This window comes from Roseburia lenta, from assembly GCF_014287435.1.
Classification (GTDB): Bacteria; Bacillota; Clostridia; order Lachnospirales; family Lachnospiraceae; genus Pararoseburia; species Pararoseburia lenta.
The window spans coordinates 192,036-216,618 of sequence record NZ_JACOPG010000002.1 but is presented as its reverse complement, the minus strand read 5'-3'; the positions used below and the strand labels follow the sequence as shown (position 1 = coordinate 216,618).

Here is a 24,583-nt window from a genome sequence, read left to right as displayed (position 1 = left end):
TAGGAGCAGGCAGATGCAGGATACGACAATCAGTTTGTGCATGATCGTAAAAAATGAAGAAAAGGTGCTGGCAAGGTGTCTGGATTCCATCGCAGATCTTGTGGATGAGATCATTATTGTAGACACAGGATCGACGGATGCGACAAAGGAGATCGCCGCACGCTATACCGAGCAGATCTACGATTTTGTCTGGCAGGATGATTTTGCGGCAGCCCGTAATTTTTCCTTTTCTAAGGCAAGCATGGATTACATCTATGCGCCGGATGCGGACGAGGTCTTAGACGAGGAAAACCGGCAGGCTTTTCTGAAACTGAAAGCGGCACTCCTGCCGGAAGTTGAGATCGTGCAGATGAAGTATCATACGGTGACGGACTATAATACAGTCTTGAATGCCAAGATGGAATACCGTCCGAAACTCTTCAAACGCCTGCGGACATTTACATGGATCGATCCGGTGCATGAGACGGTGCGTCTGGATCCGGTCGTTTTTGACAGTGATATCGTGATCAGTCATATGCCGGAAAATCTACACAGTAAGCGGGATTTTTCTATTTTTACCAAGGCAATCGCAGGGGATGGCGGGCTGTCGGATAAGTTGCAGCGGATGTATGCCATGGAATTGTATAAGACCGGGGATATTCTTGATCTTATGGATGCATGTCCTTATTTTTTAAGGATCTATGAGACAGAGAGTCAGGCAGATAAACGCTCGCGCGCTGCTGCTATCCTGCTTCGGACATATCGCAGGCTGGGAGGGGAGCGGGACTTTTTCAAGATCGCCATCAAAGAGATGACAGATAAGCCATCCAGTGAGATCTGCGCAGAATTGGGTGATTACTATAGCGATGCCGGTGATGCGAAAGAGGCGGCTCTCTGGTACTACAATGCAGCCTATGAATCCGAGGCAATCCTGGATGTGCATGCGGGCAGTGACCGTGCACTGGAGGGACTGGTAGCGTCATACGAGGAAGTGCTTGCGCAGGAACTTTCCGAGGAGGAGCGGGACTATTTCATGGAAGCCCTCTTGCAGGCGAAGCGGGCGCTGGAAGAAATAGAGGAATAAATGGGCACCGGAGATGATCCGGTGTCTTTTCTTATACAAAAATATTGTAATTCGTGACATAAGGTGGTAGTATAAAAGTATGGTAAATTTTTAACAATCTTGTGAGGAGGTTACGGAAATGGATTTTTCGCAGGAATATCAGAGCAAACTAAAAACGGCAGATGAGGCTGTTAAAGTTGTGCAGTCGGGGGACTGGGTAGATTATGGTTGGTGTACGGGAACACCGGATGCCCTGGATCGGGCATTGGCAAGACGTACGGATGAATTGCGTGATGTCAAGGTGCGCGGTGGTATCTTATTAAAGCCACTGGCTATCTTTGAACGAGAGGATGCAGGGGAGCATTTTTGCTGGAACTCATGGCATATGGGAGGTTTGGAGAGAAAACTCATTGCCAGAGGCTGCGCATACTATAGCCCGCTTCGCTATTCTGAACTGCCACGTTATTATAGAGAGAACATTCAGCCGGATGACGTTGCTATGTTTGTTGTTGCACCAATGGATAAGCATGGTTACTTCAATTTCGGACCGAATGCATCCCATTTGATGGCGATTTGCGAAACGGCAAAACATATCATCGTTGAGGTCAATGAGAACATGCCTCGTTGTCTTGGCGGCATGGAAGAAGGCATACATATTTCCCAGGTGGATGCGATCGTGGAAGGAGAAAACCCTGCAATCGGTGAACTCGGCGGTGGTGGTCCTGCAACCGATATTGATAAGGCAGTGGCAAAATTGATCGTGGATGAGATCCCGAACGGCGCTTGTCTACAACTTGGTATCGGTGGTATGCCGAACGCGGTTGGATCCCTGATCGCCGAATCGGATCTGAAGGATCTGGGCGTGCATACAGAAATGTATGTGGATGCTTTTGTCGATATTGCGCGTGCGGGCAAGATCAATGGATCCAAGAAGAATATTGACCGCTTCCGTCAGACATACGCATTTGGTGCCGGCACGAAAAAAATGTATGATTATCTGGACGAAAATCCGGAATTGATGAGCGCACCGGTAGATTATACGAACGATGTGAGAAACATTGCTAAACTGGATAATTTTATTTCAATCAACAATGCAGTTGATTTTGATCTGTTCGGACAGATCAACGCAGAGTCTGCGGGAACCAAGCATATTAGCGGTGCAGGCGGACAACTGGATTTCGTTATGGGTGCATATATGTCACATGGCGGTAAGAGTATCGTATGCTGTTCTTCCACCTTTACCAGAAAGGACGGCACCGTGGAATCTCGTATTCAGCCGACATTGGCACCGGGATCCATCGTTACAGATACCAGAGCCAACACGCACTATCTGGTAACCGAATATGGCAAGGTCTGCCTCAAGGGATTGTCGACATGGGAACGAACGGAGAAGATCATTTCCATTGCACATCCGGATTTCAGAGATTGGTTGATCGAAGAAGCCGACAAGATGCATATCTGGAGAAGAAGTAACAAGTAGAGACAATAATGGGACACCTCTTTTGCTAAGATGGAATCACAGGAAATGGATGACATCTGGTGAAAGGGGTGTTTTTTATGCAGAAAAATTTTATGATCGGCATATCCAGCCGTGCCTTGTTCGATTTGGAAGAGGAAAATGCGATCTTTGAAAGTCAGGGGGTGGAGGCTTATGTGGATTATCAGATCGCACATGAAAAAGAAGTTTTAGCACCGGGAGCGGCGTTTTCCTTAATTCAGGCTTTTCTTGCCTTGAACCGGGAGAGGGACAGCCGGCAGATCGAAGTAGTCATTATGTCTAAAAATAGTGCGGACGCGGCACTCCGCATTTTTCACTCGATCGAATATTATGGGCTGGATATCACGCGGGCAGCCTTGACCGGTGGGGGTGCCATTGCGCCCTATCTGCGTGCCTATGGCGTGGATCTGTATTTATCCTTTAATGCAGAGGAGGTCAAGAACGCCCTGCAATCAGGGATAGCCGCCGGTGTCTTACTGCCCAGAGGAGCGATGGAAAATGGGGGGCATGCTGTTTCGACAAGGACTTTCCCGGGAACCTATCGGCAAGCCTATATGCGGGGGCAGATCAGGCAGCCCTTGGAAATCCGCATAGCCTTTGATGGGGACGCAGTCTTATTTTCCGGGGAAGCAGAGCGTACGTTTCAAGAACAGGGAGTGGAGGCTTTTTGTGCACAGGAGAGAGAACTGGCAGATGTCCCGCTGCGTCCGGGACCTTTTGCCCATGTTTTGCAGTTGATCTCAGAATTGCAGCAGAGGACAGAAGAAATGCGGGAAGGCTGGAAAGAGGATGCCGGAATACCGCGGATCTGCACAGCCCTTGTCACGGCGCGGAGTGCTCCGGCACATGAACGCGTGATCCGTACCTTACGGGCATGGGGGATTCGGATCGACCAGGCCTTTTTTCTGGGAGGGATGGATAAGAGCCGGGTCTTGGAGGCATTTGGGGCACACATCTTTTTTGATGATAATGAGGAGAATGTGGAGAATGCTTCCGCGGTCGTGCTTTCCGCCAGAGTTCCCTGGGTGGAGGAGACGATGGAGCAGCAGGTAGGATAAAAGATGTGAAAGAAAAACAGCAGATCGACCCCGGCATATGCTATACTGTTAGGGTATGAGATCTTGGAATGAGAGAAGAGGGAGAGATATGATCTGGAATTGTTTTATGGTTGGTCTTGGAGGATTTGTAGGAAGTATTTTGCGCTATCTGGTTGGTCTGCTGCCGCTGGATACAGGAAATGGCTTTCCGATAAAGACATTTTTGATCAATCTTATCGGTGCTTTTCTGCTGGGCTTTCTTTCGGTATGCTTGGGAAAGCGTGTCGATCTGCCACCCCAGGTAGCATTGTTTTTAAAGGTAGGTTTGTGTGGTGGATTTACGACGTTTTCCACCTTTGCTTATGAGTCATCCTCTTTGGTACAGGATGGGCATATGGGCGTGGCGCTTATTTATATGATAGGTAGTTTAGTATTAGGAGTTTTGGCTGCATTGCTGGGACAGTGGATCGCGGGGTAAAAAGATGACAGAGAAAAAACAGGCAGGCTACAACAAGAAAATGCAAAAGAATGATACGAGAGAGAGACAGGAGTGCCCTTATCATAAGAAATGTGGCGGTTGTGAGTATAGCGGCATACCATATGAGGAACAATTACAAAAAAAGGAAAAACGCGTAGCAAAGTTACTGCGGGAATTTGGTAAGGTCGAACCGATCGTCGGCATGTCTTATCCATATTATTATCGCAATAAAGTGCATGCGGTGTATGCGCAAAAGAAAAATGGCGAGGTTATCTGTGGTACATATGAAAAAGATAGTCATCGCGTTGTAGATATCGAATCCTGTTTGTTAGAGAATAAGGGATCAACTGCTATTATTCGTGATATTCGAGGACTTTTGCGGTCGTTTAAGATAAAGCCATATAATGAAGATACTGGTTATGGCTTATTACGTCACGTACTGGTACGTCATGCACATGCGACCGGGGAAGTGATGGTGGTTTTAGTATTGGCATCACCAGTTATGCCATCAAAGAACAACTTTGTTAAGGCTTTACGAAAAATGCATCCGGAAATTACGACGGTTGTTTTAAATATCAATGGGCGTAATACAAGTATGGTGCTTGGCGAACAGGAGAAGGTGCTTTATGGTAAGGGGTATATTGTAGATGAACTTATGGGGATGCGTTTCCGTATTTCTGCAAAGTCTTTTTATCAGGTAAATCCAATACAGACCAAACATCTGTATCAGGGAGCGATTTCTCTGGCGGACCTCAGTGGAAAAGAACGTGTGCTAGATGCCTATTGTGGAACAGGAACCATTGGAATGATTGCATCCCGTGATGCGAAAGAAGTGGTTGGTGTGGAATTGAACCGCGATGCCGTGCGTGATGCCGTTACCAATGCAAAGACCAATCAGGTAAAGAATATTTGCTTTGTCTGTCAGGATGCCACGGAATATATTTGTAAAGCAGCAGCCAATAAGGAGCATTTTGACGTGGTTCTTATGGATCCGCCGCGTGCAGGAAGTACAAAAGAATTTGTAGATGCCGTGATTTCCTTGGAACCAGATCGTGTGGTTTATGTTTCATGCAACCCAGAGACGTTGGCAAGAGATTTGAAATGGTTTTGTAGAGCATACCGTGTGGAGACGATACGCCCATATGATATGTTCCCGTTGACTGGACATGTTGAAACAGTAGTTCTTTTGTCCCACAAAAAAGCCATATGATTACAGTAATGTCACGATTGAACTTGATGATGTGGATATAACATTAGCAGAAATAAAAAGAGTTTGACAAATCATTAAGGAATAGTGGAGGTAGATAAATATGTATAGAATATATAGTGCACTTATCGAAATTGTTGCTGCTGCAGTTTTTATAATTCCTATCTGGTGTATATATAACAAATTGTATTTTCGTAGCTGGAAAATAACCATTCTTTATATGGTTTTTGGATTCTATTTAACTGCTGTTTTAGCATTGGTAGGCTTTCCGAGTATAATGTCATTAAAAGTTGAATTGATGGTAAATATAATTCCTTTTGTATATATGATAAATGATTTTAGTAATGCGTGCTTGAATGTGTTATTGTTTGTTCCCTTTGGCTTCTTTCTGCCGGTGTTATGGAAAGAATTCAGGAATATAAAAAAAGTATTTATGGCAGGATTTGCAATGACATCATTTATCGAAATAGCTCAAATTTTCACAGGACGAACGACAGATATAGATGACATTATTACAAACATTGCAGGTACTTTAGTCGGGTATCTAATTGCATATTGGTTTACAAGTATCTTTACAAGAAGAATAGTGGAAAATTCAAAAAAGAACGACTTTTACATAATATGTGCATCTGTAGCACTTATTATGTTCTTCCTTCAACCATTTATTTCATCTTTGTTATGGGAAATGGTTCTGTAACTTCAAATTTCACTCTACGTAGCGTAGAAACCACTAAATTCACCATATTCTACGCTGCGTGGGTGTGATTGGAAATCAAATCATAGGATAATCAAACCAGAGAGGAGGAAAACAGATGGATCAAATTAAAATTGGGAAATTTATTTCTGATGAGAGAAAACGAAAAGGATATACACAAAAACAGCTTTCAGAAAAATTAGAAATCAGTGATAAAACAATTTCAAAATGGGAGAGAGGAAATGGTTTTCCGGAAGTATCATTGCTGTTGCCATTATGCAATGAACTGGAGATAACAGTTAATGAACTACTGTCTGGTGAAAGAGTATCTGAAGAAGATTATCTGAAGAAAGCGGAGGAAAATATGGTGAATTTAGTTAGAGAAACTCAGGAAAGCAAAAAGAAAATTGTCCTATCAGCAATGGTGGCAGGACTTACAATTATTGCGGCAGTTCCATTATTTATATTGTCGAGAATGCTGGAGATGGAGAACTGGATGAGAGTTCTTCTTATAGGAATAGGTCTTGTTGTGATAATTGGAGGAATTGCAATTGCCTGTGTACTTGATATAGAAGCAGGAGCATTTGAGTGTCCCGAATGTAATAATAGATTTGTTCCAGATATGAAGTCATATATTATGGGACCTCATACAATTACAAAGCGAAAATTAGTATGTCCGTATTGTGGCGCACATAAATATTGTAAGAAGGTTCTTACAAAGTCCTAGATTGAAAAACTAAACCCATACTTTGACAACTAAAAATGGCTATAAAAGGTCTAGTTTACTTTTTCTACAGCCATTTCCAAGGCATGATATATTGGTTATATCGATTACTATCTGCTGGGAAAGGAGCAGATATGAATTATTACAATACTAGCGGACAAATGGACCTGTCAGATCGAATAGCAATAGAAACTGGGATATGCATCGGGGAGTCATTCAAAAATAGCAAAAAGACTTCGCAGACATCCATCTACTATTGCACATGAAGTTAAAGAAAACAGAACCTTCATTAAAGGTAATTACCCGAATGGAAAAGATTGTCGCATTTGTCATTCAGAACTGGATGCGAAACAGAAATACAGTTGAGTTTTTGGCTGTTTGGGAAGAACTTCATAATCCAGATTTTAACCGTGTGCAATACGAGGCGGTTAGAAGTGAGGCAGGATTAAACAGGTTTGTTATGACGCCAACCAAATGGATTGAAAAGACCAATGCTATTGGAATAGTGTCAAAAGCAGGCAGATATGGTGGAGGATCTTGAACAGGGCTTTATCAAAGGTGAACTACCGTATTCACACGGATGCGGTGAAGGAGAATTTGATTCCACCAGAGCTGACACCAGAACAGATTGCTTATACATATGCCAGTGAAGCAGATCTTTTAAATGTTGCTTTATTGGGTCAGACTGCAAAGCAATGGAAAAATAATAATCCGGGTAAAAAAGGGAATGTGCGTGATGATGCAAATTTAAATCAGTTATTGGTATTGGCAAATATGGAAAGTTATAATGCTATTTTAATTGAGCAAGGGAAACCTCAATCAGAAAGACTTATATTGCTTAGAAATTTGGCAATCAGGCAGATGGATACATTAGCCAGTATCAATCTGTCGGCAGTTTCGACACTTCCTGGAGGTGATATGTAAATTGAAGAAAGAGAAAATCAAAGTATATTTATACACCCGTGTCTCGACAACCATGCAGATAGATGGCTAGAGGTCATAAGTGTGATTGCAGAAAACAGCTGCATGAATAAATATGGATTTTCTTGATTATGAGGATAAGCATTACCAGCGAAGAAAAATAGATTTAGAGAACTATTTGTACAAGACTTATGATAAAGTAGATGAAGTAGAATTATTTTAGTAAATATGAAAGATGTTGTGGCTGAAGGGGCAAATAAAAATAGAAAATATCATTTGTTTGATGAAAGTGGGCTGGTGCGCAAGTGATACAAATAACCAAAGTGAGGAACTTACAGCATGAATGAAACCAGAGACATATTAACGCTGGCAGTGGAAATCGGTGATGCCATGCTTCAAAATGGTGGTGAGATCTACCGCGTAGAAGATACCGTTATGAAGATCATGGCGGCTTATCAGTTAGAGGATTATGATGTATACGTGCTATCCAATGGTATCTTTGCCAGTGCCAATGAGGGAAAGGAAGATGCCTGTAGCATGATTCGGCATGTGCCCTTAGGCAGTGTAAATCTGCTCAAGATATCAAAACTCAACCAGTTAGCCAGAGACATTTGTGATAAGAAATGTACGATATCTGAGGCTTGGGTTCGTATGGATGCCATCATACATCACAAGAAGGATCCACTCTGGATTCGTGTCCTATGTACCGGTATCGGATCCGGTGGTTTTGCCATTTTGTTCGGAGCAAATTTTTTGGATGGATCCATTGCATTTGGCATTGGTCTTTTATTACAACTTTTGATGTTATGGTTTGAAAAACACCATGTTGGTCGCTTTGCCAATCTGCTGATCTGTAGTATGTTTGTAACAGCTCTGAGCCTGTTTCCTATGTGTATGGGACTTCCGGTTTCGCAGGACAAGATAGTGATTGGCTGTATCATGCCACTGGTACCGGGCATTGCCTTTACGACCTCCATCCGTGATTTCTATAATAGTGATTATCTGTCAGGTGTGATCCATCTCTTGGACGCGCTTTTGACTGCACTCTTTATTTCGGTTGGCGTTGGCCTGACAATCTATATTTTTCAGAGTTTGGGAGGTGCTATGTCATGATTGGGACGATTTTTTTGCATTTTATCATTGCTATGATTGCGACGTTAGCCTTTGCTGTTCTGTTTCAAGCACCTAAATCAGAATGGGGTTTATGTGGGTTGACAGGTGGTGTGGGCTGGTTTGTCTATGAATATCTGCATTCACAGCAGGGCTGGCATCTGATGTTGGCAACGATTGTGGCAACACTGGCCTTGACCTTGCTTTCACGCTTTTTCGCGGTACTTCGCAAGCATCCGGCAACGGTCTATCTGTTGTCAGGGATATTCCCGCTGGTGCCGGGAGCCGGGATTTACTATGCAGCCTTTTATCTAATCAGCGGTAATATGGAAATGTTTTCGATCAAAGGAACTGAGACAGTTGAGACGGCAGGGGCGATTGTTATCGGTATCATCCTTGCGATGGGACTTCCGCAGGCATGGCTCAACCATCTGAAAAAGAAGGAAAAGAAAGCAATATAAAGCATAAGAAAAGCGCTGGAGACTAAAAGTCTCCAGCCTTGTTCCATGTTGCGCCACCATCAGTAGAAACATATTTTACCCCGGTGGTATCACCAGCTTCGGATCTTGCTAAAACGACCAACTGGTCTTTATCTTTTCTTGGCATATCAAAGTAGAATTCACCGGTTGCGGCACCTGGAAATTCTATTTTTGTAAAAGTATTCCCACCATCTGTTGTTCGATAAAGGTTGGACCAATCCTGCCCTGCACATGTCAGACCAATGATGCCATTATTCTCATCATAAAATACGAGACCTTCGCTGACACCAATATTTCCGACAAAAGGATCTTCGTTAATCATTTCCCACGTGTTACCGCCGTCTGTTGTTTTTTGTAAGCCATAAAAACGGCTTCCTGCGGCAGCATCTAAAATCTTAAATTTCCACCCAATTTGTTCTGTGAGATAAAAATATTGTATACCATCTTCGTCGGTATCACATTTGCCGATTCCTGAGGAGTTTTTAGTAGAAGCATCCGTTTGCTCCTGTTCTTTTTGTTCCTGCAAAGATGTGTATTTGGGGTTGGCGATATAACGTATTGGTGTAACCGTATCAAGCTCTGGCATGTGTAAGGATACTTCGTATCCTTTTACAGAGCCACCGGCATTTAACTTTTGGATTTCGGAGCTATCTCCGGAAACCGTAACGAGACCATCTTTTATTTCAAAAGAACGATTTCCCAAATATAGTAATTGGTAGGAGGAGACATCATAATCTTGTTCCCACTCTGCCACCTGTTCTTTCCAATTGGCTAGAGCAAGCACATCGATCATAGGAGACAGTAAGGAGTCTGTATCAAAATCTGCCGATGCATACCCATCCATATTAACATAAATTTTTTTGCTTTTTTTGGCATTGTAACTGATTAAATAGGTGCGCGTCTGATCGTTCTCATCTTTTCCATATAAGAAACCTTCGATTGCACTTATTTTTCCAGTACCGTCAAAATCTACAGTAAATTGTTCTGCAATATAGAGTTTTTCCGGAAGGTTTAATGCGGCAGTCAAATCATCCAGAATGCCTTCTATACCAGTGTCAAAAACATTATTATGTGTCAATGTAACTTCGCGTGTATGTATCAAATCCTGAATTTTCCAGGCTAATTTTCCATTATAAGGAATAGCAGAGTAGATAATGTTGGATGTAAAAAGAACGGTTGCACCGATCAGGGACATCAATTTCACGAGGAAAGCTGTTTTGTTTTTGATTTTTGGCGTATCTGTTATGAGCAGGTAGATTAAGGTAGCGCAAAATACCAGCAATCCCAGCAACATCCAGAGCAAGTGCCTTTTGACGCCACCGTAGCGGCATAGGGCACTTAGGTGATAGAGGACAAAAATATAGCAGAGAATCATCAGGCTTTCTGCGACCAGTCTTTTATTTTTCATGGAAAACTCCTTTATCTTTGCCTAGTAATACATCTTTACTACTTATAACACTAATATAAAAAGAAGTAAATTCGCTTCATGAATATTTCATAATCATTAGGAGCAAATACTATGATATTGACAAAAAATAAGAATATCAATATAATTATCAGAAGTAATTATCAAAGGTAACTACATGGAGGTGTGAAAATAAAATGGACATAAAAACAATCAAGGCAATGTTTGATGCCTGTTATCAGGCAAAGCGGGTGCGAGAACTCCTTCCACCGCTGCCGGAGGGCGTCAGTCCTTCCTATATTCATTATCTGGATACGATCACCATGCTGGAAAAAAAGGGAATCCGCGTCAAGGTTTCTGACATCAGCGAGGCTTTGTCCCTCCCCCGTCCGGGTGTGACACGTACTGTCAAGGAGATGGAAAACAGAGGCTACCTGCACAAGCAATGTTCCGAAAGCGATGGCAGGATCACCTATCTTTTGCTAACCGAAACAGGCAAGGAATTGCTGAAAAAATACGATAGGGAATATTTCAGGAAGATACAACCATTTTTTGATGTTATTTCAGATGATGAGGCAGAGGTTATGATGCAAACCATCGAGAAAATGTATCAAATTATGTCAGAGAGGAGTATTTCAATCAATGAACGATAGAGCTGATTTCACACAGGGGAGCATTTTAAAAAAGTTATTTTGGTTCATGTTGCCGGTTTTGGGAGCCTTGGTCTTACAGGCGGCTTATGGTGCAGTTGACCTGCTGGTGGTTGGTCGGTTTGGTTCGACCGAAGGACTTTCTGCGGTATCGACCGGCAGTCAGGTCTTAAATCTTGTCACCTTCGTTGTGACACAGCTTGCTATGGGTGTTACTGTCTTGATCGCAAGGTATCTGGGAGAAAAAAGAGAAGAAGTCATCGGCTCGGTAATGGGCGGTGCACTCGCAGTGTTTGCCGTGCTATCGGTGGTACTTTTTGTACTTTTGGTTGTGTTTGCAAATCCGATTTCCATCTTGATGCAGGCTCCAAAGGAGGCGCTAACACTTACGAAATCTTATGTGCGTATATGTGGCTGCGGTATCTTTTTTATTGTGGCATACAATCTTTTGGCTGCAATCTTTCGTGGACTGGGCGACAGCAAGTCGCCGCTTCTATTTGTTTTTGTCGCATGTATCGTAAACATCGTAGGAGATCTGGTTTTTGTGGCAGGCTTTCATATGGATGCAGCAGGCGCAGCACTGGCAACGGTTATGGCGCAGGCAGTCAGCGTTGTGTGCGCAATCTTGATACTTTTGAAAAAGAAACTGCCGTTTACCATAAAAAGATCCGACTTTGGTTTTAACAGCCAATGTAGAAAATTCCTTTCTATCGGACTACCACTCGCCTTACAGGAGTTTTTGACCCAACTTTCTTTTCTTGCCCTCTGTGCCTTTGTCAACAGATTAGGACTTGAGGCATCCTCAGGTTATGGCGTGGCATGCAAGATCGTCAACTTTGCTATGTTGATCCCGAGTTCTCTTATGCAGTCCATGGCATCCTTTGTCTCACAAAATGTGGGAGCCGGCAATCAGAAACGTGCCAAGAAAGCCATGTTTACGGGCATTGGTATAGGACTATCCTTTGGATGCGTGGTCTTTTTACTCGTCATGTTAAAAGGAGATCTGCTGGCAGGTATCTTTACCACAGATCCGGCAGTGATCGCCAATGGTTTTGCCTACCTCAAGGGCTTTGCACCGGAGACAATTGTAACGGCAGTGCTTTTCTCCATGATCGGCTATTTCAACGGCAATAACCAGACACTCTGGGTTATGGTACAGGGTTTGGTGCAGACACTTCTGGTTCGTTTGCCATTTGCCTATATCATGAGCATCCAGCCAAATGCCAGTTTGACGAAGATCGGACTGGCGGCACCGGTATCAACGACTGTCGGTATCATATTAAATGTGCTCTTTTATCTGCATCTGAACCGAAAAAAGAAGGACATCTTAGCAAAGTAGAGGATATCAGAAATGATTTGTGCTATAATAGCGGGCATAAATGTGGTCGCATACAGACATATAACGCAGGAGGATAGTTTATGGAAATCCGGGTACTCCGATATTTTCTTACGGTAGCAAAAGAACAGAGTTTTACCAAGGCAGCAGAAGTCCTGCACATTACACAACCGACCTTATCGCGCCAATTGGCAGGCTTGGAAAAAGAATTGGGCGTGACATTATTCGATCGTAGCGGACATCATATTACGCTGACGGACGAGGGACTCCTGTTAAAAAGGCGTGCGCTGGAAATCGTAGATATGGAAGAAAAGATCGTGGATGAACTACGCGGAAATCAGGAACCGATCGCCGGAAAGATCATGATTGGCTGTGGCGAGTTTATGGCAGTGGAAACGCTGGCAAAAATATGTCGGTCTTATTGCAAAAAGTATCCTTTGGTACAGTTTGCCATACATACGGGAACGGCAGATACAATTCTGGAAATGATGAGTAAGGGGATCGTGGACATTGGCTTGTTCTTAGAACCTGTCAGTACAGAGAATCTGGATTATATCCGCCTGCCGGGGAGCGATCATTGGGTAGTGGCAATGAAAGCAGATGATCCGCTTGCAAAAAAAGATGAGATCACAAAAGCAGATTTAAAACACCTACCCTTGATCCTGCCGGAACGAACCAATGTACAGAGTGAGTTGGCGAACTGGTTTGGCAAGGACTTTCAAAAACTGCATATCGTAGCAACCAGCAATCTGGGTACCAATGCCGGTGTGTTGGCACTGGAAGGTATTGGCTATCCCATTTCCATTGAAGGTGCGGTGCGTTATTGGCGAGAAGATCTTTTGGTGCAAAAAAGGTTATCTCCGGCCATAGAAACCAGTACAGTCATTGCATGGAGAAGAAACATTCCATGCTCTCCTGCGGTAGAATGTTTTATAAAAGAGTTGAATGCCTATAAGGCATAATGCGACATGCTATATAAGTATTAGACATAATAGAACCTGGGATTATATAATGAATGCGTAAGTTAGCGAAAGAGGCTTTTTACGCATTCATTTTATTTTTGGAGGTGTATCTTATGGCAAAAAGATTAGTGGCATATTTTAGCGCGAGCAGTACGACAAAAAAAGTGGCAGAAATGCTGGCAGAAGCAGCAAAAGCCGATCTGTATGAAATCGAACCCAAAGTTCCTTACACCCAGGCAGATCTGGACTGGATGAACAAGAAATCACGCAGCAGTGTCGAGATGAACGACAAGAAGATTCGACCGGAGATCGCAGAGGAAAATCTGGATATGTCAGCCTATGACGAGATCCTTTTGGGCTACCCGATCTGGTGGTATGTGGCACCGACGATCATCAATACATTTTTGGAAAAATATGATCTTACCGGCAAAAAGATTATTCTGTTTGCAACTTCCGGTGGCAGTGGATTTGGCAATACCGTACAGGAATTGCAGCCGTCAGCACCGGGGGCAGAGATTGTCGAGGGTAAACTCTTAAACAGAGCCGACAAACAGGAAATCGAAGACTGGGTAAAGACATTATAAAAAGGAGAGGATAAGATTATGGCAAAGATCACGCAGACAGCAGGAAGAAATGCACTCGGTGAGTTTGCACCGGAATTTGCACATTATAATGATGATGTTCTCTTTGGAGAGAATTGGAACAATGAAGATATTGATGTAAAGACTAGGAGTATCATTACCGTGGTAGCCCTTATGGCATCCGGTATCACAGATTCTTCTTTGAAGTTTCATCTGGAAAATGCCAAGGCACATGGTGTGACGCAAAAGGAGATTGCGGCTATCATCACACATGTTGCTTTTTATGCAGGCTGGCCGAAGGGCTGGGCAGTCTTTAACCTAGCAAAAGATGTATGGAGCGTAAATGAGGGCGACCTTCCATATGAGGATGAGGCAATGCGCGCGCACGCAAAAGAAATGGTTTTCCCAATCGGTGCACCAAATGACGGGTTTGCCCAGTATTTTAGCGGACGCAGTTTCTTGGCACCGGTTTCTACCAGCCAGGTTGACATTTTCAATGTGACATTTGAACCGGGCTGCCGCAACAACTGGCATATTCATCATGCAAAAAAGGGCGGTGGACAGATTCTGGTCTGCGTTGCCGGACGTGGTTACTATCAGGAAGAAGGCAAAGAAGCCATCGAGATGAAGCCGGGAGACTGTATCAATATTCCAGCAGAAGTAAAGCATTGGCATGGAGCCGCACCAGATAGCTGGTTTTCACATCTCGCTATTGAAGTGTCGGGAGAGGAAACTTCCAATGAGTGGTGCCAGCCGGTATCAGATGAAGAATACCAAAAGTTAAAATAAAAATTAGAAGTGGTAACACAAGCAGTGGATTTACATGTAGGGAATGTTAGGTAGGAGGGCGTACATGGAATATACTAAACTTGGAAAAACAGGATATGCAGATCGTAACAAGAGTTCATGAACTTGCAGAAAAATACAATTGTAAAATGTCGCAGATTGCTATTGCATGGCAGTGGGCAAAAGGAATTGCATCTCCAATTATCGGGGCAACCAAAGCATTCTATCTGGATGATGCAGTGGGAGCACTTGATGTGAAACTGACAGAGAGTGATGTCGCTTATCTTGAGGAACTGTACGTGCCACACCCGGTTGTCGGAGCAATCAATCACAATCCGGAGCAGGGAACAGTGCTATTAGATGAGAAAAAATAGTTTTGGTAAATGAATGGAGAAAAATATGTATAATGAAAAAATAACATTAAATAATGGAGTAAAAATTCCGCAGTTAGGTCTGGGAACATGGTTTATTGATGATGATAAGGCCGCAGACGCAGTAAAAGCAGCAGTGGAACTGGGATACAGACACATTGATACTGCACAGGCATATGGAAATGAGCGCGGTGTCGGGGAAGGTATCCGAACCTGTGGCGTGCCAAGGGAGGAACTTTTTGTCGTATCAAAAGTGGCTGCTGAACATAAGACTTATGAGGAAGCCAAGGCAGGTATTGATGAGACCTTAAAGAAAATGGGACTGGATTATCTTGATATGATGATTATTCACTCTCCCCAGCCATGGGTAGAGGTGAACCAGAGCGAAAACCGCTATGTGGAAGGAAACCGCGCAGCATGGAGAGCACTTGAAGAAGCATACAGTGAAGGAAAATTGAAAGCAATCGGTGTATCTAATTTCCAGATTGGCGATTTAGAAAGCTTGATGGAGACCGCAGAGATCAAACCAATGGTAAATCAGGTACTCTGTCATATCAGCAACACACCATTAGAACTGATTGATTTCTGCCAGAAAAATGATATTGCAATTGAGGCATATTCTCCGATCGCACATGGTGAGATCTTAAGCCAGCCTGAAATCAAGGCAATTGCAGACAAATATGGAGTATCTGTGCCACAGTTTTGCATCCGCTATACTTTACAGCTTGGCGCTATATCTCTTCCAAAAACAGCTAATCCAGAGCATATGGAAAGCAACGCAAAGGTTGACTTCACAATCAGTGCAGAGGATATGGAAGTGCTTAAGAACTTCAAGAAGATTGAAAACTACGGTGCAGCCAGCAGCTTCCCTGTATATGGAGGAAAGATGTAATAGGAAGAAACCATATATTATTTGCCACGTATGCAGCATGAACATATGACTTTATAGAATGGGCGTATAATCATTAAAGATAGAGTTATAATACTTGCGTATAATCAAAATCTGACATATACACTTAAAAAACCCCACAGGAATCTGTGGGGTTTTAATGATTAGTTCACATGGATGTGCTCTCTGGATTTCTCAGAGATCTCTGTCTTGATCTTTTCTACAAAGTCATCCAAAGGAAGGACTGTTGTTTCTTTTTCGCCATGCAGACGGAAGGAAACGGTACGGTCATCCTTTTCATTAAATCCGACAACCAGCAGATAAGGTACTTTCTGAACTTGTCCCTCACGCATACGGTAGCCGAGTTTTTCGGCACGGTCGTCAAGTTCTACGCGGACATTTGCATCTTCCAGGGCATCTACGATTTCCTGCGCATAAGCATTCAGACCGTCGTCATCTGTCTTGACCGGCATAACGCGAACCTGAACAGGAGCAAGCCAGGTAGGAAGATTTCCCTTGGTCTCTTCCAGGATATAAGCCATAAAGCGATCCAAAGATCCAAGGATGGCACGGTGCAATACGACCGGTGTCTGCTTTTCGCCGTTGCTGTCAATATAATAGAGGTTGAACTTGGCTGGCAGACAGAAGTCCAACTGACAGGTAGAGAGTGTGATCTCATTACCGATCGCCGGCTGTACGTTTACGTCAAGTTTCGGACCATAGAAAGCAGCCTCGCCGATCTCCTCGGTGTATTCGATGCCGATACTGTTTAATACATCACGCAGTGCATCTTCTGCTGTATTCCACATTTCATCATCATCATGATACTTTTCTTTATTCGCCGGATCACGAAGGGAAAGTACACAACGATAGTTGGTAATTCCAAAATCCTTATAGGTATCAAAGATCAGATTTACAACGCTGGTAAATTCTTCCTTGATCTGTTCCGGTGTCACGAAGAGGTGGGCATCATTCTGACAGAAATGTCTGCCACGCTCGATACCCTTTAAGGTTCCGCTGGACTCATAACGGAAGTCATGAGCGATCTCACCGATACGGATCGGCAGATCTTTGTAAGAATGTCTTCTGTTTGCGTAGATCATCATGTGATGCGGGCAGTTCATAGGGCGAAGTACAAAGGATTCGCCTTCCATTTCCATTGGTGGGAACATGTTTTCCTTGTAATGATCCCAGTGACCGGATGTCTTGTAAAGATTGACCGTGCCGACACATGGAGTCATAACATGGAGATAACCGAGTTTTCTCTCTTTATGCTTGATATAGTTTTCTAATTCCTGCCAGATGGTGTATCCCTTTGGCAGGAACATTGGAAGACCACGACCAACCAGGTCATCTACCATAAAGAGGTTCATGTCCTTGCCGATCTTTCTGTGGTCTCTTTCTTTGGCTTCCTCTAATAATTGCAAATGTGCATCCAGTTCTTCCGGTGTTGGGAAACATACGCCGTAGATACGCTGGAGCATCTTGTTCTTGCTGTCGCCCTTCCAATAAGCACCGGAGTGGCGGATCAACTTGAAGTGCTTGCAGAGTTTTACATTGTCTACGTGAGGTCCACGGCAGAGATCAGTAAAATCGCCCTGATCGTAAACCGTGATATTGCCATCCTCAAGATCCTCGATCAGGTCTAACTTGTAAGGGTCATCCTTAAACATTTCCAAGGCTTCTTCCTTGGAAACTTCACGACGCATAATCTTTTTGCCGGATTTGATGACCTTTTTCATTTCTTTGGTGATTGCTTCGATGTCTTCATCACGGATAACGTCATCGCCAAGGTCAATATCATAATAGAAACCTTCTGCGACAACTGGTCCAACCCAGAATTTAGCCTGTGGGTAAAGATGCTTGATTGCCTGTGCCATCACATGGGCACATGAGTGGTTCAGCGTATTCAGACGCTCGTCTTCTTTGAAATTTACCATTTTCATTCTCCTTTTCATTTTTAGTATGAAAAAAGCACCCATAGACTGATACATCATCTAAGGGTGCTTGCACACGGTTCCACCTTAATTTTTACTCTTGCAGCCTGTAACGGGGCTATCCGGTAACGCTTCGGAATCATCCTTCTACGTACAGCTTCGAAGTGGTCTTCATGTAATCCGTTTCTAAGGAACTTCCAGCATATGTTCCTCTCTCTGTGAGAACTTGATTGCATTACTCTCTTCATCATTGCTTTTATGGGTACTATTCATTTCTAAATCTGCTTCATTATAGTATAATAATGGCGGAAATTCAATGGATTTTGAAAAAGTGGAAAAATTTCCTAAATTTTTAAATTTTTTTGTAACAAAATAGGGAAAACATCGTCTAACCTACGAAAAAAGGAAAGGAAGGTGAGAAAGACTGGATACCGAGAAGCTATATCGAACGTATTTTATGAAGGTATATTCGTACGTGATGAATATCGTAAAAAATCCTGCTGCAGCAGAAGAAATCACACAAAATACCTTTGTGAAAGCAATGACTACAAAAAGTGAATACGAAGGGTCATCCAGCCCATACACCTGGTTGTGCGCGATTGCGAAAAATCAGTGTTATGATTACTTCCGTAAAAATGGCAGAATTGCAGAGGCTGTGGAACCAGAGCAGGAGGCAGTGTGTGCTTCGGATGTGACGGAAGATTTTGTCGTACGTGAAACTTCGTTGTCTATTCATCGGATTTTGCATGATATGGAAGAACCATATAAAGAAGTGTTTGAACTTCGTGTTTTTGGAGAATTGTCATTTGCGGAAATTGCTTCGATATTTCGAAAAACAGATAGTTGGGCGCGTGTGACGTATCACCGTGCAAGAATAAAAATAAAAGAGAGGTTAGAAGAAGATGAGTAATATAGAACAGAAATTACCGTGTGAGGTAGTGCAGGATATTTTGCCACTCTATCATGATGGTGTGTGTAGTGGTGCAAGTCGCAAAATGGTGGAAAATCATTTGCAGGAATGCCGTACGTGTAAAACACTGTTGCAGGAAATGGATGAGACGGAAATGGATATGGCACTTGCTGATGAGACAAAAGAAGTGCTGGAACACCATGCAAAAAGGGAGCGTACGTTGGCATATAAGACAGCAGTAGTTATTGCAGGACTCTTATTGTTACCAATTGTCATTGCGCTTCTCATGACACTTCCGGGCTATTCTGATTTAAAGACGGATGCGGCAATTATGGCATCTATGCTATTAGTGGCAGGTTTTACAGTAGTTCCACTGTTATCGCGAGGAAAGAAGCTGGCAAAGACCATTGTGGCATCGACAGCTGCATTGATTCTTTTGATTTTTATTGTGGAAATGTTTTTTGACCATGGCAACTGGATTACGTTTGGCGAGATTGCCTGCTCAACGATGTTTGGTCTTTCTTTGGTTTTTGCGCCATTTGTGGTAAAACAGTTAGACTTGCCGGAAACGCTGGTGAACCAGAAAGCACTTCTGACGGTGGCATGGGATACGATTTGGTTTTATCTGATGATGGTTATGTTTGCTATCGATAATCCAATTTATACGCAGGATCTTTTCCTTCCGGGTACATTTTTTGTTGCTCTTGGCTGGGCAATCTTTTGCGATTATCGTTATTTACCGGGGAATGGTTGGATGAAGACAGCAGTTTTATCATTGTTGGTTGGTATCTGGGGAACCATTGGAAATGCTCTCGGCTGGGTATCGGTTTCTGTGATGACAAAGGCGGGAGAGACACCGCTGGATCTCAGAGGCTGGATCCTTGCGATCACCCTTGGGCTGGCAATCGTCCTCTTTGTCATTGGACTGCTCCGGCAAAAGGGACAGTCTAAGAGAATCAAAGCCTAAAGTCATGCATTGCTATTTGCCCTGGGTCTGCGTATAATAAAGACAGTCACAAAGGAAAACGAGAGGAGAATCAGGACATGATAGATCAAAATTGTGCATACTGCGTAGAGGGAGAACTGGTCGATGCTTTTGGTATCAAGATCTGCGAACTGCCGACTTCCAAGGTATATTTATTTAAGGAGCAGAGCCATCCGGGCAGAGTGATCGTGGCACACAAGAAGCATGTGAGCGAGTTGATCGAACTGAGCCCGGAAGAAAGAGCGGCTTACATGGAGGATATTGCAAAGGTGGCAAATGCCATGCATGAGATCTTCCATCCGAATAAGGTCAACTATGGCGCTTACGGAGATACCGGACACCATTTACATTTTCATCTGGTTCCAAAGTATGAAAATGAATATGAGTGGGGCGGCGTTTTTGCCATGAATCCACAGGTCAAGACTTTAAGCGATGCAGAATATACCGAAATGGTAGAAAAATATCGTAAGGCACTTGCATAATTGCCTAAATATTTGATAAAAAAATCAAAAATTTAATAGTGAGGAGAGTCCTTCTGGTTTATAATGAGTATAAATTGCACAAGTCAGTATGTGCTCAGACAAACAGGGAGGACTTTTTTATGGAATTGATGGAATATGAAAAGAAACATACAGAGGCGGTCAAAGGCTCACTTGCCGAGTGTACCGTACTCTTGAAAAAAGATGGTAAATTTCCACTGGAGGCGGCAGGCAAGATCGCAGCCTTTGGTAGTGGTGTGCGCCTGACAGTTAAGGGTGGAACCGGATCCGGCGAAGTCAATTCACACTATTCTGTGAATATCGAAGAGGGCTTAGAGCAGGCAGGCTTTGAGATCACGACCAAGGCGTGGCTGGACGCATATGATGCCAAGCGCGCAGAGGCAAAGACGGATTTTATCAAGCGTATGAAGGCAGAAGCCAAGGCGAACCATCAGAATGTCATGGTCTATGCCATGGGAAAATCCATGCCGGAACCAAATTACCAGATCCCTTTGGAGGGGCAGGGCGACGTGGCAATCTATGTATTGTCCCGTATTTCCGGTGAGGGAAATGACCGTCCGGTAGAAGAGGGAGAGATCAAATTATCCGCTACGGAAAAGAGAGATATCTTAGCCCTCAATGAAAAGTATGATAAATTCATGCTGGTACTCAATGTCGGTGGCGTAGTCGATCTGTCCGATGTGACGGAGGTCAAGAATATCTTAGTCCTTTCACAACTTGGCGTAGATACCGGAACAGCCCTGGTAGACATCCTGCTTGGCAGACAGAATCCATCCGGTAAACTGGCAACGACCTGGGCGGCATGGGATCAGTATGCGCCGATGGATGACTTTGAGGACATCAATGATACCAGATATCAGGAAGGCATCTATGTCGGCTACCGCTATTTTGATTCCTTCCACAAAAAGGCACTCTTTCCATTTGGTTATGGCTTGTCCTATACAGAATTTGCACACAAACTGTCCGGTGTCAGCGCAGACGGCGAAAAGATCACGGTGCGCGCACAGGTGACCAATACAGGTCAGCGGGCAGGTAAGCAGGTGGTGCAGGTCTATGTATCGGCTCCAAGCGTAAAACTGGATAAGGCATATCAGGATCTCTGCGGATTTGCCAAGACTAAGGAACTGGCATCGGGAGAGAGCCAGGAAGTAGCCATTACCTTTGCCCTTTCTGATTTTGCTTCCTATGATGAGGCATCTGCTTCTTATATTCTGGAAGCCGGCAACTATATCGTGCGCATGGGCGTAAGCAGCCAGGATACGGCTCCGGTCGCTCTGCTTCGTCTGCAAGAAGACGTTACGACTCTGGTGGCAAAGAATGTCTTGGGAGATCCGGGATTTACAGACCTGCGTGCAGAGGCTGGCCAGACAGAAAATATTCCGGCAGATATCTGTGTCATCACTTTAAGCGCAGATGATTTTACGACAGAGCAGGTAGATTACCAGCCAAAATATGAGATCTTGCCGGAAGTGGAGGCGCTGTCTATCGATGAGGCAGCCCTGATGAACATCGGCGGACATGATCCAAACAAGGGTGGACTGGCATCCATCATCGGCAGCGCCGGATCACAGGTCTGCGGTGCAGCAGGTGAGACAACGACTCATGTCAAAGATTTCCCATCCCTTGTTATGGCAGACGGTCCTGCGGGCCTTCGTCTGGCGAGAGAATACTATCGCGATGAGAAGGGCTTGCATGCAGTAGGGCAGGCAGGTATTCCGGAAAGTTTTATGGACTACATGCCAAAGCCGATGCTCTTTTTCTCAAAACTGATCATGGGCGGAAATAAGGGACCGAAGGCTGGAACGGAAGTAAAGACCCAGTATTGCACAGCCATCCCGATCGGTACAGCCATTGCCCAGTCTTTCAATACAGATCTGGCAGAAAAATATGGCGATATCGTGGGCTATGAAATGGAAATGTTCGGCGTACATCTGTGGCTGGCTCCGGCACTCAACATCCACAGATCTATCCGCTGTGGACGAAACTTTGAGTATTATTCAGAAGATCCGCTGGTTTCCGGTTTGATGGCGGCAGGGATCACAAATGGCGTGCAGAAGCATCCGGGATGCGGAACGACCATCAAGCATTATGCTGCCAATAACAAGGAGTTGAACCGCTATGCCAACAACAGCCATGTGTCTGAGCGTGCCATGCGTGAGATCTATACCAAGGGCTTTGGTATCTGCGTAAAGAAGTCACAGCCGCATGCCGTGATGACTTCCTACAACCTCTTAAATGGCGTACATACCGCAGAAAACCGCGGCTTAATCGAGGACATCTTACGCTGTGAATATGGCTATGAAGGCATTGTTATGACAGACTGGGTTGTACCAATGACCGCAGACAAGCGTTCTGCTAACCGCAATTCTCTGGCAAGATTTGTAGCCGCTGCCGGTGGCGACCTCTTTATGCCGGGCGGAAAGAGCGATTACGAAGATCTGAAAAAGGGCATTCAGGAAGGTGACGTATCCGAGGAACAGGTACGGATCAATGCGACCAGAGTGCTTAAGATGGCAAGAAAATTAGTAGAAAAATAAGCATAAAAACAGAAGGGAGCCTGTGACTGGAGAATCAGTCACAGGCTCCCTTTTTGTATGAAATGCATTTTATTGGATCTCTCCATTTTTATGCCGTTCAAAGAATTTCTTTGTCTCGGCAACAACTACACCGTTTAAGGCAAAGAGTGCGATCATGTTTGGCAGTGCCATCAGACCGTTAAAGATATCTGCGATCGTCCAGACAGCGCTGACGGTCATGTATGGTCCGATAAAGACGGCAAAGATATAAAGCCAGCGGAATATCTTGATGGCTTTCTGATTGCCCTTTGTCAGATATTCCAGACAACGCTCACTGTAATAGTCCCAGCCAAGAATGGTCGTAAAGGCAAAGAATACCAGACAGAGCATAAGGATAAAGGAAGATACCTCTGCCGGGAAAGGCAGCCCCTGTTGGAATGCATAGGTCGTCACGGCAACACCTTCCAGACCGTCTACCTGCCAGGCACCGGTCAGTACGATGGAAAGACCGGTCAGGGTACAGATCACGATGGTATCGATAAAGGTTCCGGTCATGCTGACAAGTCCCTGACGTACCGGCTCTTTTGTCTTTGCGGCAGCAGCGGCGATCGGTGCGCTACCAAGTCCTGCTTCATTGGAAAAGATACCGCGGGCAACACCCTTTTGCATAGCGACTAACATGGAACCGACGGCACCACCTGTGATCGCTTTTGGTGTAAAGGCTGCAACCACGATCGTCTTAAAAGCAGCCGGAACGGCAGTAATATTGCAGATCACAAGGCTCAGAACAAATACGATATAAATAACTGCCATAAAAGGAACGATGATCTGGCTGACACTTGCGATTCTCTTGACACCACCGATCAGTACGGCAGCCACACAAAAGGCAAGTACCAAAGAGGCGATAACGACCGCCCAGGAATAATCGCCTAAGAAAGGTAAAAGTTTTACCGTGTGGGCATCTGCCGGATCAAAGAAATTATGTACAGCGGAGGAGATACCGTTGACCTGACTGAAGGTTCCGATACCAAAAAGTCCTACGCACACGCCAAAGAAGGCAAATAACTTGGCGAGCCAGGTCCATTTTTTTCCCATGCCCTGCTCGATATAATAAAAAGGTCCGCCAAGGCTGTGCCCGTCCGGGGCAACGACACGATATTTCACGGCAAGTAATCCCTCTGCATATTTGGTCGCCATACCAAAGAAGGCGGTAACGACCATCCAGAACAAGGCGCCGGGACCACCGGTGCCGACTGCCGTAGCAACACCGACGATATTTCCGGTACCGATCGTAGCACTTAAGGCAGTGCAAAGTGCAGAGAAACTGGAAATTTCTCCATGACCTTCGTCCTCATTTTTGACCATCCATTTGAGTGCCAGAGGAAGTTTTCGGATCTGCAAGAAGCCCAGTCTTGCGGTCAAAAGCAGACCACCGGCAAGGATCAGCACCATGAGTGGGACACCCCACACAAAGTCATCGATTGTTGTTAAAACATCATTGATAAAGTTCCACATGTTTTTCATACCTCTTTCGTTTTAGTAAGGGATGCAAAATTCTTGTGGAG

General features: G+C 44.2%; 23 protein-coding genes, 2 pseudogenes and 1 other annotated feature. Of the genes and pseudogenes, 22 read left to right on the top strand and 3 right to left on the bottom strand.

What is annotated here, in order from left to right; genetic code table 11:
* Positions 1-13: 13 nt before the first annotated feature.
* The 11 genes and pseudogenes from H8R94_RS05005 (at position 14) to H8R94_RS04955 (ending at position 9,172) form a co-directional block, all read left to right on the top strand.
* Complete coding sequence (locus H8R94_RS05005; protein ID WP_243238464.1) at positions 14-1,063, top strand: glycosyltransferase family 2 protein; 1,050 nt, start codon at positions 14-16, stop codon at positions 1,061-1,063.
* A 118-nt stretch (positions 1,064-1,181) separates the two neighbouring features.
* Positions 1,182-2,522 (top strand): butyryl-CoA:acetate CoA-transferase, encoded by a 1,341-nt coding sequence (locus H8R94_RS05000; protein ID WP_118280238.1) that lies wholly within the window; start codon positions 1,182-1,184, stop codon positions 2,520-2,522.
* A gap of 77 nt (positions 2,523-2,599) precedes the next feature.
* The gene (locus tag H8R94_RS04995; protein WP_118535190.1) at positions 2,600-3,598 is read left to right on the top strand and encodes a 5'-nucleotidase; all 999 of its coding nucleotides are present in this window, start codon (positions 2,600-2,602) and stop codon (positions 3,596-3,598) included.
* Positions 3,599-3,686: 88 nt separating this feature from the next.
* A complete protein-coding gene (crcB, locus tag H8R94_RS04990; protein ID WP_207722455.1) occupies positions 3,687-4,055 on the top strand; it encodes a fluoride efflux transporter CrcB in 369 nt (122 codons plus the stop codon).
* Between the two features lie 4 nt (positions 4,056-4,059).
* Positions 4,060-5,265 carry a 23S rRNA (uracil(1939)-C(5))-methyltransferase RlmD gene (rlmD, locus tag H8R94_RS04985; RefSeq protein ID WP_186854062.1) on the top strand — a complete coding sequence of 402 codons (1,206 nt, stop codon included), beginning with the start codon at positions 4,060-4,062 and terminating at the stop codon, positions 5,263-5,265.
* A gap of 100 nt (positions 5,266-5,365) precedes the next feature.
* Positions 5,366-5,959 carry a VanZ family protein gene (locus H8R94_RS04980; RefSeq protein ID WP_186854061.1) on the top strand — a complete coding sequence of 198 codons (594 nt, stop codon included), beginning with the start codon at positions 5,366-5,368 and terminating at the stop codon, positions 5,957-5,959.
* 115 nt (positions 5,960-6,074) lie between these two features.
* Positions 6,075-6,683, top strand: coding sequence for a helix-turn-helix domain-containing protein (locus H8R94_RS04975; protein WP_186854060.1), 609 nt, complete (start codon positions 6,075-6,077; stop codon positions 6,681-6,683).
* 189 nt (positions 6,684-6,872) lie between these two features.
* A complete protein-coding gene (locus tag H8R94_RS12430; protein WP_207722463.1) occupies positions 6,873-7,046 on the top strand; it encodes a helix-turn-helix domain-containing protein in 174 nt (57 codons plus the stop codon).
* Positions 7,000-7,604: pseudogene (locus tag H8R94_RS12425) on the top strand (KilA-N domain-containing protein); the annotation flags it as partial. The gene H8R94_RS12430 and the pseudogene H8R94_RS12425, both read left to right, overlap by 47 nt.
* A 336-nt stretch (positions 7,605-7,940) precedes the next feature.
* A complete protein-coding gene (locus tag H8R94_RS04960) occupies positions 7,941-8,714 on the top strand; it encodes a threonine/serine exporter family protein (RefSeq protein WP_186854059.1) in 774 nt (257 codons plus the stop codon).
* Positions 8,711-9,172: a threonine/serine exporter family protein gene (locus H8R94_RS04955; protein ID WP_178009836.1), complete on the top strand. Its 462-nt coding sequence runs from the start codon at positions 8,711-8,713 to the stop codon at positions 9,170-9,172. Before H8R94_RS04960 ends, H8R94_RS04955 begins: the two co-directional genes overlap by 4 nt.
* Positions 9,173-9,194: 22 nt before the next feature.
* Here H8R94_RS04955 and H8R94_RS04950 read toward each other — a convergent pair whose 3' ends face one another.
* Entirely contained in the window at positions 9,195-10,598 is a 1,404-nt protein-coding gene (locus H8R94_RS04950) for a WD40/YVTN/BNR-like repeat-containing protein (RefSeq protein ID WP_186854058.1), read from the bottom strand.
* A gap of 194 nt (positions 10,599-10,792) precedes the next feature.
* On the opposite strand from H8R94_RS04950, the gene H8R94_RS04945 reads away from it, so the two are divergent.
* The 7 genes and pseudogenes from H8R94_RS04945 to H8R94_RS04915 all read left to right on the top strand — a co-directional run bounded on the left by H8R94_RS04945 (position 10,793) and on the right by H8R94_RS04915 (position 16,173).
* Positions 10,793-11,248, top strand: a complete 456-nt coding sequence (locus H8R94_RS04945; RefSeq protein WP_186854057.1) for a MarR family winged helix-turn-helix transcriptional regulator — start codon at positions 10,793-10,795, stop codon at positions 11,246-11,248.
* On the top strand, positions 11,238-12,584 hold the full coding sequence (locus H8R94_RS04940; protein ID WP_186854056.1) for an MATE family efflux transporter: 1,347 nt from the start codon (positions 11,238-11,240) through the stop codon (positions 12,582-12,584). Before H8R94_RS04945 ends, H8R94_RS04940 begins: the two co-directional genes overlap by 11 nt.
* A gap of 80 nt (positions 12,585-12,664) precedes the next feature.
* Positions 12,665-13,543, top strand: a complete 879-nt coding sequence (locus tag H8R94_RS04935; protein ID WP_186854055.1) for a LysR family transcriptional regulator — start codon at positions 12,665-12,667, stop codon at positions 13,541-13,543.
* A gap of 113 nt (positions 13,544-13,656) precedes the next feature.
* A complete protein-coding gene (locus tag H8R94_RS04930; RefSeq protein ID WP_186854054.1) occupies positions 13,657-14,127 on the top strand; it encodes a flavodoxin in 471 nt (156 codons plus the stop codon).
* A gap of 18 nt (positions 14,128-14,145) precedes the next feature.
* Positions 14,146-14,913 carry a carboxymuconolactone decarboxylase family protein gene (locus tag H8R94_RS04925; RefSeq protein WP_186854053.1) on the top strand — a complete coding sequence of 256 codons (768 nt, stop codon included), beginning with the start codon at positions 14,146-14,148 and terminating at the stop codon, positions 14,911-14,913.
* A gap of 83 nt (positions 14,914-14,996) precedes the next feature.
* Positions 14,997-15,284, top strand: a pseudogene (locus tag H8R94_RS04920) (aldo/keto reductase); the annotation flags it as partial.
* A 25-nt stretch (positions 15,285-15,309) separates the two neighbouring features.
* A complete protein-coding gene (locus H8R94_RS04915; RefSeq protein WP_186854051.1) occupies positions 15,310-16,173 on the top strand; it encodes an aldo/keto reductase in 864 nt (287 codons plus the stop codon).
* A 161-nt stretch (positions 16,174-16,334) separates the two neighbouring features.
* On the opposite strand, the gene thrS is transcribed toward H8R94_RS04915, so the two are convergent.
* Entirely contained in the window at positions 16,335-18,110 is a 1,776-nt protein-coding gene (gene thrS, locus H8R94_RS04910) for a threonine--tRNA ligase (RefSeq protein ID WP_243238463.1), read from the bottom strand.
* A 56-nt stretch (positions 18,111-18,166) separates the two neighbouring features.
* Positions 18,167-18,367 (bottom strand) — a binding site (T-box leader).
* A 164-nt stretch (positions 18,368-18,531) separates the two neighbouring features.
* On the opposite strand from thrS, the gene H8R94_RS04905 reads away from it, so the two are divergent.
* The 4 genes from H8R94_RS04905 (at position 18,532) to H8R94_RS04890 (ending at position 23,039) form a co-directional block, all read left to right on the top strand.
* Positions 18,532-19,017: an RNA polymerase sigma factor gene (locus tag H8R94_RS04905; RefSeq protein WP_186854285.1), complete on the top strand. Its 486-nt coding sequence runs from the start codon at positions 18,532-18,534 to the stop codon at positions 19,015-19,017.
* The gene (locus tag H8R94_RS04900) at positions 19,010-19,984 is read left to right on the top strand and encodes a zf-HC2 domain-containing protein (protein ID WP_118535203.1); all 975 of its coding nucleotides are present in this window, start codon (positions 19,010-19,012) and stop codon (positions 19,982-19,984) included. Before H8R94_RS04905 ends, H8R94_RS04900 begins: the two co-directional genes overlap by 8 nt.
* A 77-nt stretch (positions 19,985-20,061) precedes the next feature.
* A complete protein-coding gene (locus tag H8R94_RS04895; protein ID WP_118280224.1) occupies positions 20,062-20,484 on the top strand; it encodes an HIT family protein in 423 nt (140 codons plus the stop codon).
* 119 nt (positions 20,485-20,603) lie between these two features.
* Positions 20,604-23,039 (top strand): glycoside hydrolase family 3 protein, encoded by a 2,436-nt coding sequence (locus H8R94_RS04890; protein ID WP_178011269.1) that lies wholly within the window; start codon positions 20,604-20,606, stop codon positions 23,037-23,039.
* Between the two features lie 69 nt (positions 23,040-23,108).
* Here H8R94_RS04890 and H8R94_RS04885 read toward each other — a convergent pair whose 3' ends face one another.
* Positions 23,109-24,533 carry an alanine/glycine:cation symporter family protein gene (locus H8R94_RS04885; protein ID WP_118280222.1) on the bottom strand — a complete coding sequence of 475 codons (1,425 nt, stop codon included), beginning with the start codon at positions 24,531-24,533 and terminating at the stop codon, positions 23,109-23,111.
* Between the last annotated feature and the right edge of the window lie 50 nt (positions 24,534-24,583).